This window comes from Bacillus inaquosorum KCTC 13429, from assembly GCF_000332645.1.
Taxonomy (GTDB): Bacteria; Bacillota; Bacilli; order Bacillales; family Bacillaceae; genus Bacillus; species Bacillus inaquosorum.
Genome location: NZ_AMXN01000005.1, coordinates 335665 through 343179, shown reverse-complemented (window position 1 = coordinate 343179; position 7515 = coordinate 335665). Strand labels below are relative to the sequence as shown.

Below are 7515 nucleotides of genomic sequence, written 5' to 3'. Positions count from 1 at the left end.
GTAGGACGCCGCCAAGCTTTTATCTTAAATTATTATCATCGCGGGGTGGAGCAGTTCGGTAGCTCGTCGGGCTCATAACCCGAAGGTCGCAGGTTCAAATCCTGCCCCCGCAACCAAAATATATAAATGAAATAAGGAGTGCCCGAAGGGTGCAACCAAAATCATTTTATACAAATATGGTCCGGTAGTTCAGTTGGTTAGAATGCCTGCCTGTCACGCAGGAGGTCGCGGGTTCGAGTCCCGTCCGGACCGCCATTATTGTAAACGAAACGATCATGTTTTCGTTTTTTTTGTGTTTTCTTTTACTGTATCTTCTGCTTGGTGTCATAGCCAAGCTTTCTTTATATGGGCAACATCTTGGATATTCCAGCAAAATTCGATACACTAGGAAGAGCACATATAGGCATAAGCAGGTTGAAAAGGGGGGTTGGTTCATGGATGAATTTGATTTGATACATAGCATTACTCCGCGGACCATTCACCATTCTTCCGTTGATGTAGGAATTGGTGATGATGCAGCGCTCTACACTGCGAAACACGGTGTTCAGGAAATTGTTTGTGTCGATACTATGGTAGAAGATGTGCATTTTAAATTACACTATTCCTCACCTGAAGATATCGGGTATAAGGCGTTAGCTGTTAATATAAGTGATATTGCCGCGATGGGAGGTATTCCAAAATTTTATTTGGTATCACTTGCGGTACCTTCAAAATGGACGGAATCTGAAATCAAGGCGATGTATGAAGGAATGAATGAACTGGCGAAACTATATCATATGGATCTGATTGGCGGCGATACAGTCTCTACCTCTGACAAATTAGTCGTTACAGTCACTGTAGTCGGTGAAGTTGAAAAGGGACGGGCCTGTTTGCGCAGCTTGGCAAGACCGAATGATATTGTGTTTGTAACCGGTGAAATCGGTTCATCTGCAGCAGGACTTTCTTTATTATTAGAGGAGACTAATCCTCAAAACTCAGCTATTGACACGGCTTACTTTATCAACAGGCATAAACGGCCTCAGCCAAGAGTAAGCGTCGGCAGATTATGCTCGAGTTTTAAGCGGGCAGCTTTGAATGATATCAGTGACGGATTAGCTAGTGAACTGAATGAACTTGCAGAAGCCAGCTGTGTTTCAATTGAAATTGATGAGAGCATGCTTCCAGTCCATTCCGATTTGCCTAAGCTTCATCCTAACTGGAAAGAATGGGCTTTGTTTGGCGGTGAGGATTTTGAGCTGACAGGGACGATTTCAAAGGAAGAATGGGAAGTGTTGAAGCAGGAGTGTGAAACACGTCAACTGCCGATTACAAAGATTGGCCATGTCAGAGAAAAAACAGAATCCAATGTGATCCTAAAAACAGATAAAACAACAATGACCTTAGAGAAAAAAGGATATAATCATTTTAAATAAGACGGGTGACTCGTGTGAAGCAATTAAAGTGGAGAACTGTAAATCCTGAAGAAACAAAGGCGATTGCTAAGCTGACAGCATCGTTTGCTGAACCGGGAGACGTCCTAACATTAGAGGGCGATTTAGGAGCCGGAAAAACGACTTTTACGAAAGGTTTTGCGGAAGGACTTGGAATTACACGTGTTGTAAACAGTCCGACTTTTACAATTATAAAAGAATATAACGATGGTACACTTCCTCTTTATCATATGGATGTGTATAGAATGGAAGACGAAAGTGAAGATTTGGGGCTTGATGAATATTTTCACGGACAAGGTGTCTGTCTTGTTGAATGGGCCCATTTAATTGAAGAACAGCTGCCGCAGGAGCGACTGCAAATTGTCATTAAAAGAGCTGGTGATGATGAGCGGGAAATGACCTTTACTGCTGTCGGGAATCGGTATGAAATGCTTTGTGAGGAGATAAGTAGACATGACAATATTAGCGATTGACACATCAAATTATACGTTGGGCATTGCGCTGCTTCGAGGAGACACCGTCATAGCAGAACACATTACATATTTGAAAAAGAACCACTCTGTAAGAGCGATGCCTGCTGTTCATTCATTGCTGAATGATTGTGATATGACACCACAGGATCTTTCTAAAATTGTCGTTGCCAAAGGCCCCGGTTCATACACAGGAGTAAGAATAGGTGTGACGCTTGCCAAAACACTTGCCTGGTCTTTACATATTCCGATTGCTGCTGTATCAAGCCTTGAAGCGCTAGCGGCAAATGGACGGCATTTTGACGGTCTGATCAGTCCTATCTTTGATGCAAGACGGGGACAGGTGTATACAGGTCTGTATGAATACAAAAACGGGCTTTTGGAGCAAGTTGTTGCTGATCAAAATGTGATGTTAGCCGAGTGGCTGGAGATGCTAAAAGAAAAGGATCGCCCAGTTTTGTTTTTAGGTCATGATACTTCTATTCACAAGCAGTTGATAGAGGATGTGCTTGGGACAAAAGGGATCATTGGAGCTGCTGCTCAGCATAACCCGCGTCCATCAGAATTGGCTTTTTTAGGGGCGGAAAAAGAAGCAGCTGATGTTCACGGGCTTGTCCCGGAGTACTTGCGGCTGGCAGAAGCTGAAGCGAAATGGATTGAAAGTCAAAAGTAGGGTGATAGGATGAAAACAAAAGCGGCGGTCAGAAACATGCAGCTTGATGATATTGATCATGTATACGAAATCGAAACATCCTCTTTTACGTCTCCTTGGACGAAGGATTCGTTTTATCATGAGCTGATGGAAAATCCGTATGCTCATTATCTTGTGATTGAAAAGGACGGCCATGTTGCTGGGTATTGCGGGATTTGGATCGTGATGGACGACGCCCAAATTACAAATATAGCGATAAAACCGGAGTATCGCGGCCAGTCTTTAGGAGAAACGCTTTTTCGCTCAGCGATTGAACTGTGCAAAGAAAAAGACGCAAGACGGCTTTCGCTTGAAGTGAGGGTTTCTAATCATCCTGCTCAAGGCTTATATAAGAAGTTCGGGATGCAGCCCGGCGGAATAAGAAAGAACTATTATACTGATAACGGGGAAGATGCGTTAATTATGTGGGTGACGATAAATGAGTGAGCAAAAAGAGATTTACGTATTGGGAATTGAAACAAGCTGTGATGAGACAGCGGCAGCTATCGTAAAAAACGGAAAAGAAATCATGTCGAACGTAGTGGCCTCACAAATTGAAAGCCATAAGCGCTTCGGAGGCGTTGTTCCGGAAATTGCTTCAAGACATCATGTTGAGCAAATCACTTTGGTCATAGAAGAAGCTTTTCGTAAAGCCGGCATGACGTATAGTGATATTGATGCGATTGCCGTAACTGAAGGTCCGGGACTGGTGGGAGCGCTTCTTATCGGAGTGAACGCTGCTAAAGCATTGAGCTTTGCGCATAACATTCCATTAGTTGGCGTCCATCATATAGCCGGTCATATATACGCGAACCGTCTTGTAGAAGAGATTGTGTTCCCGGCACTGGCATTGGTCGTTTCAGGGGGCCATACGGAATTGGTTTATATGAAGGAACACGGATCATTTGAAGTTATTGGGGAAACTCTCGATGATGCAGCAGGAGAAGCTTACGACAAAGTGGCGCGAACGATGGGACTGCCGTATCCGGGAGGACCGCAAATTGACAAGCTTGCTGAAAAAGGGAATGACAATATTCCGCTTCCTCGCGCATGGCTCGAAGAAGGCTCTTACAATTTCAGCTTCAGCGGGTTGAAGTCTGCGGTGATCAATACGCTTCATAATGCGTCTCAAAAAGGACAAGAGATTGCTCCGGAAGATTTGTCTGCCAGTTTCCAAAATAGCGTGATAGATGTCTTGGTGACAAAAACGGCGCGTGCGGCAAAGGAATATGGTGTCAAACAGGTCCTTTTAGCCGGAGGGGTAGCTGCAAACAGAGGACTCAGAGCCGCATTAGAAAAGGAATTTGCCCAGCATGAAGGGATTAAGCTCGTCATTCCTCCGTTAGCGTTATGTACGGATAATGCTGCAATGATTGCTGCGGCTGGTACAATTGCTTTTGAGAAGGGCATTCGCGGTGCATATGATATGAATGGCCAGCCTGGCCTTGAATTGACTTCTTATCAAAGTCTCACGACATAATGGCGTGAGGCTTTTTATCTGTTATTAACAGATAATTCTCAATTTATCCACATATCTGTTAGTAATTATGAAGATATCGATGGATAAAGGGCTGAAGACACTGTTAATAAAGTGGATAAATTCAGAATATTTTGTGGATAATGTGTATAAAGCGCTTATTTCGTTTGCTTGTAAGGTTATTTTCTGTGGATAAAAAGCACCTCTAAAAAGAGGTGCTTGACTTTTTTAAGATTCTTCTGTGGATAGTTCTTCCCACTCGGACAAAAGAGTTTCCAGCTCCTGATTAAGCTTCTCGTTGTCTGCATGGATCGCTTGTACCTTTTCATGGTCTTGATAGACTTCAGGATCACAAAGCAATTCATCATTGTGACTAATGTTTTCTTCAATGTTTTGAACAGCGGTTTCAATTTCTTCAATCCGACGGAGCCGTTGGCGCTCTTTCTTTTTCCATTCTTTTTCTTCTTCATATGAACGTTTTGAGTCGGACTTTACCGCAGCAGGAGTTTTTTCGGTTTCCTCTTGCTGATTCATTTTCTCCAGTTCAAGCTGCTCTGTTTTTTTCTCGGTATAATAATCGTAATCTCCCAGATACTCCTCTATATGGTTTGGAGAAAGCTCCAATACTCTTGTGGCAATTCTGTTAATAAAATATCTGTCATGTGAGACAAATAACAGTGTGCCTGGATAATCAATCAGCGCGTTTTCGAGAACTTCTTTACTGTCTAAGTCCAGGTGGTTCGTCGGTTCATCAAGGATGAGAAAATTAGCTTTTTGAAGCATCAGCTTAGCAAGAGCCAATCTTGCTTTTTCGCCTCCGCTCAGTGAATGGACGGGTTTCAGCACATCATCTCCGGAGAATAAGAAATTGCCGAGACAAGTTCGGATTTCTTTCTCCGGAAGACCAGGGTACTCATCCCACAGCTCATCAAGGACGCGTTTAGAGGAAGTCAGTTCAGCCTGCTCCTGATCATAGTAGCCGACACTGACATTCGAGCCGTATGAGATTGTTCCATGATCTGGCTTTAGGGTGTCCATTAATGTTTTCAGCAATGTTGATTTACCGATTCCGTTAGGGCCGACAAGCGCGGCGCTTTCTCCTCTTGTGAGCATGAACGACACTTCTGTTAAAAGCGGCGGCTGGTTTTCATAGCTGATTGTGAGATCTTGAACGCGCAGGACTTCGTTTCCGCTCTGTTTTGTAATATCAAAATGAAAGTTTGCGGATTTTTCATCGCCGAGCGGTTTTGACATGACTTCCATTCGCTCCAGCTGCTTTCGGCGGCTTTGTGCTCTTTTTGTGGTAGAAGCTCTCGCCAGATTTCGGTCTACGAAGTCCTGAAGCTTTGCGATTTCATCCTGCTGCTTTTCATATATTTTAATATCTTTCTCATACTGCGCGGCTTTTTGGTCGAGATAAGCGCTGTAGTTGCCGTGATACTTTTTGCTTTCAGCTCTTGATACCTCGTATACTTGGTTTACCACCTTGTCCAAAAAGTAGCGGTCATGCGAAACGATCAGAATGGCGCCTGAATAGCCCTGCAAATAATGTTCAAGCCAGGTTAGCGTATCAATATCGAGATGGTTTGTCGGCTCATCGAGAATGAGTAAATCAGGCTGTGTTAACAGAAGCTTACCAAGGGCCAGCCTTGTTTTCTGACCTCCGCTGAGGCTTTGCACCTGTGTTGAATCGTCAAAATGGCTGAAGCCGAGACCATGCAGCACAGATCTGACATCTGCTTCATATTGATAGCCGCCTTTATCTCTGAATTCCTGCTGAAGCCGGTCATAGGTTTTCATGATGCTTTCCAATTCACCGGGATCAGCTGCCGCCATTTTTTCTTCGATAGCCCGCATTTCCTTTTCCATTGCTTTTAAGTGGTCAAAAACAGTCAGCAGCTCTTCTTTTATGGTAAGCTTAGAATCCAAGCCCGTATGCTGGGCAAGATATCCCATTGTAATATCTTTCGGTTTAATAATTTCGCCCTTTTCATACGAAAGCTGGCCTGCGATAATTTTAAGCAGCGTAGATTTTCCCGCGCCATTTCTTCCTACAATGGCAATGCGATCACGATTTCTGACTTCCAGCTTTATATTGTTTAAAATAGTATCAGCGCCAAACGATTTGGATAGCTGATTAACTTGTAAGATCATCATATTATTTCACCTCTGCTATAATAAGTTAAGTGTAGCTTATGAACCAGAAGTCAGCAAACAATACATTGGCCGAATAAGACATAGAGAAGAAAATAGTGTATGATCTGTTTAAGGAGAGTTTTAATATGAATGGATTTTCTCATTTTAATGAACAGGGCAGAGCCCAGATGGTGGACATCAGCGAAAAATCTTCGACTGTCCGTACTGCGGCAGCTGTTTCAAGCGTACACATGAAGAATGAAGTGTACGAGAAAATACAAAGTCATGATATCGGCAAAGGAGATGTACTGGCTGTTGCGCAGGTGGCAGGTATTATGGCCGCAAAGCAAACGTCGAATATCATTCCGATGTGCCATCCGCTTTCACTGAGCGGGGTAGATATATCGTTTGACTGGAAAATAAAAGAAGCAGAAGTTATACTTCATATAAAAGCACAGGTCAAAACGAAAGGGAGTACAGGTGTGGAAATGGAAGCGCTCACTTCTGCATCGGTGTGCGCTCTTACCGTTTACGATATGTGCAAGGCCCTTGATAAGGGAATGGTCATCGGCCCTACTTTCTTGCTGGAGAAGACAGGCGGGAAAAACGGTGACTTTAAAAGAGAACTATCCGAGTATAATTTGGAGGACCAAAAATGAATAAGGATCAATCAAAAATTCCGCAGGCGACGGCAAAACGGCTGCCGCTTTACTATCGCTTTTTAAAGAATCTGCATGCGTCAGGAAAGCAGCGTGTATCATCCGCTGAACTCAGTGATGCCGTAAAGGTTGATTCTGCCACGATTCGCAGGGATTTTTCCTATTTTGGAGCTCTTGGCAAAAAAGGATATGGATATAATGTGGATTATTTGCTGTCATTTTTCCGAAAAACGCTTGATCAGGATGAGATGACAGACGTTATCTTGATTGGTGTCGGGAACTTGGGAACGGCATTTCTTCACTATAATTTCACAAAAAATAATAACACAAAAATTTCTATGGCTTTTGATATAAATGAGAGTAAAATAGGAACTGAGGTAGGCGGCGTGCCTGTCTATAACCTTGATGACCTTGAACAACACGTAAAAAATGAATCAGTTGCCATTCTTACAGTGCCAGCAGTTGCCGCTCAATCCATTACAGACAGATTGGTCGCGTTAGGAATCAAGGGAATTCTTAATTTTACGCCGGCCCGTTTGAATGTGCCGGAACACATTCGAATTCATCATATAGATTTAGCTGTAGAGCTTCAGTCACTGGTTTATTTCTTGAAGCATTATTCAGTTTTAGAGGAAATCGAATAGAGGGAAAG

At 43.3% G+C, this 7515-nt stretch carries 8 protein-coding genes and 2 tRNA genes; 9 read left to right on the top strand and 1 reads right to left on the bottom strand.

The window, feature by feature from the left end:
- The first annotated feature begins 39 nt into the window (after positions 1-39).
- The 7 genes from BSI_RS06250 (at position 40) to tsaD (ending at position 4071) form a co-directional block, all read left to right on the top strand.
- A tRNA-Met gene (locus BSI_RS06250) sits at positions 40-116 on the top strand.
- A 62-nt stretch (positions 117-178) separates the two neighbouring features.
- Positions 179-255: transfer RNA gene (locus BSI_RS06255), tRNA-Asp, on the top strand.
- 179 nt (positions 256-434) lie between these two features.
- Entirely contained in the window at positions 435-1412 is a 978-nt protein-coding gene (gene thiL, locus BSI_RS06260; RefSeq protein WP_004397837.1) for a thiamine-phosphate kinase, read from the top strand.
- A 14-nt stretch (positions 1413-1426) separates the two neighbouring features.
- Positions 1427-1903, top strand: a complete 477-nt coding sequence (gene tsaE / locus BSI_RS06265) for a tRNA (adenosine(37)-N6)-threonylcarbamoyltransferase complex ATPase subunit type 1 TsaE (protein WP_004397836.1) — start codon at positions 1427-1429, stop codon at positions 1901-1903.
- A complete protein-coding gene (tsaB, locus tag BSI_RS06270) occupies positions 1884-2573 on the top strand; it encodes a tRNA (adenosine(37)-N6)-threonylcarbamoyltransferase complex dimerization subunit type 1 TsaB (RefSeq protein WP_004397834.1) in 690 nt (229 codons plus the stop codon). Before tsaE ends, tsaB begins: the two co-directional genes overlap by 20 nt.
- A gap of 9 nt (positions 2574-2582) precedes the next feature.
- Entirely contained in the window at positions 2583-3038 is a 456-nt protein-coding gene (rimI, locus tag BSI_RS06275; RefSeq protein WP_004397832.1) for a ribosomal protein S18-alanine N-acetyltransferase, read from the top strand.
- The gene (gene tsaD, locus BSI_RS06280; protein WP_004397830.1) at positions 3031-4071 is read left to right on the top strand and encodes a tRNA (adenosine(37)-N6)-threonylcarbamoyltransferase complex transferase subunit TsaD; all 1041 of its coding nucleotides are present in this window, start codon (positions 3031-3033) and stop codon (positions 4069-4071) included. Before rimI ends, tsaD begins: the two co-directional genes overlap by 8 nt.
- A gap of 225 nt (positions 4072-4296) precedes the next feature.
- Here the strand turns inward: tsaD and BSI_RS06285 are convergent, their stop codons facing one another.
- Positions 4297-6225 (bottom strand): ABC-F family ATP-binding cassette domain-containing protein, encoded by a 1929-nt coding sequence (locus tag BSI_RS06285; RefSeq protein WP_004397826.1) that lies wholly within the window; start codon positions 6223-6225, stop codon positions 4297-4299.
- A 125-nt stretch (positions 6226-6350) separates the two neighbouring features.
- Here BSI_RS06285 and moaC point away from each other — a divergent pair, with 125 nt between their 5' ends.
- Positions 6351-6863, top strand: a complete 513-nt coding sequence (gene moaC, locus BSI_RS06290; RefSeq protein ID WP_003243499.1) for a cyclic pyranopterin monophosphate synthase MoaC — start codon at positions 6351-6353, stop codon at positions 6861-6863.
- Entirely contained in the window at positions 6860-7507 is a 648-nt protein-coding gene (locus tag BSI_RS06295; protein WP_003225686.1) for a redox-sensing transcriptional repressor Rex, read from the top strand. The genes moaC and BSI_RS06295 overlap by 4 nt, the downstream gene beginning before the upstream one ends.
- Positions 7508-7515: the final 8 nt, after the last annotated feature.

Excerpts from the sequence above, each read along its gene's own strand:
- thiL (WP_004397837.1), top strand. The coding sequence starts at position 435 with ATGGATGAATTTGATTTGATACATAGCATTACTCCGCGGACCATTCAC.
- tsaB (WP_004397834.1), top strand. The coding sequence starts at position 1,884 with ATGACAATATTAGCGATTGACACATCAAATTATACGTTGGGCATTGCG.
- rimI (WP_004397832.1), top strand. The coding sequence starts at position 2,583 with ATGAAAACAAAAGCGGCGGTCAGAAACATGCAGCTTGATGATATTGAT.
- tsaD (WP_004397830.1), top strand. The coding sequence starts at position 3,031 with ATGAGTGAGCAAAAAGAGATTTACGTATTGGGAATTGAAACAAGCTGT.
- BSI_RS06285 (WP_004397826.1), bottom strand. The coding sequence starts at position 6,225 with ATGATGATCTTACAAGTTAATCAGCTATCCAAATCGTTTGGCGCTGAT.
- moaC (WP_003243499.1), top strand. The coding sequence starts at position 6,351 with ATGAATGGATTTTCTCATTTTAATGAACAGGGCAGAGCCCAGATGGTG.
- BSI_RS06295 (WP_003225686.1), top strand. The coding sequence starts at position 6,860 with ATGAATAAGGATCAATCAAAAATTCCGCAGGCGACGGCAAAACGGCTG.